The sequence below is a fragment of the Sphingobium bisphenolivorans genome (genome assembly GCF_000412635.1).
In the GTDB taxonomy this organism is placed as follows: domain Bacteria; phylum Pseudomonadota; class Alphaproteobacteria; order Sphingomonadales; family Sphingomonadaceae; genus Sphingobium; species Sphingobium bisphenolivorans.
The window spans coordinates 1-523 of the sequence record NZ_ASTG01000064.1 but is presented as its reverse complement, the minus strand read 5'-3'; the positions used below and the strand labels follow the sequence as shown (position 1 = coordinate 523).

The window sequence follows — 523 nt, the reverse complement described above, 5'->3', positions numbered from 1 at the left end:
GCGCGGCGTTGCGTTGCTTGGAAGCCGCTACCAGCGTCGCATCGACGATCTGCCCGCCCATGGCGAGATAGCCGCGTTCCTTGAGCTGCCAACACCGTGTCGAGCGCACCGGCCTCCGTCAGCTTCTGGCGAAACAGTCGGATCGTATTGGCATCGGGCGTCGGTGCGCCAAGATCGAAGCCAAGGAAGCGCAGCCAGCTCAGCCGGTCCCGGATCAGATACTCCATCCGCGCATCGGCAACATTGTTTTGCGCGGCCAGCACCAGAACCTTGAGCATCGCCACAGGGTCATAGGGTGGGCGGCCGCCCCTGGTCCCGTCGCCATAGGCCAGCGCCGCAACAAGAACCGGGCGAAATGCCTCGAAGTCGATGATCCGGCCCAGTTCCTCCAGCGGATCGCCGGCGCCGAAAGCCGCTTCAGCTGATCCGATAATCCGATCAATCCCGCCTGCCGCATCGCTGCCTCTTGTCAGGCCGAGGGAATCAAATCACACGCGGAGTGGCTAGGGGTTTTTGGAGGTGC

Annotated in this window: 1 protein-coding gene; it reads right to left on the bottom strand. The window is 63.5% G+C overall.

The features are described from left to right. Positions 1–371 (bottom strand): transposase (locus L858_RS22150; protein ID WP_476661776.1); only part of this gene is annotated, 371 nt, incomplete at its 3' end. Positions 372–523: the final 152 nt, after the last annotated feature.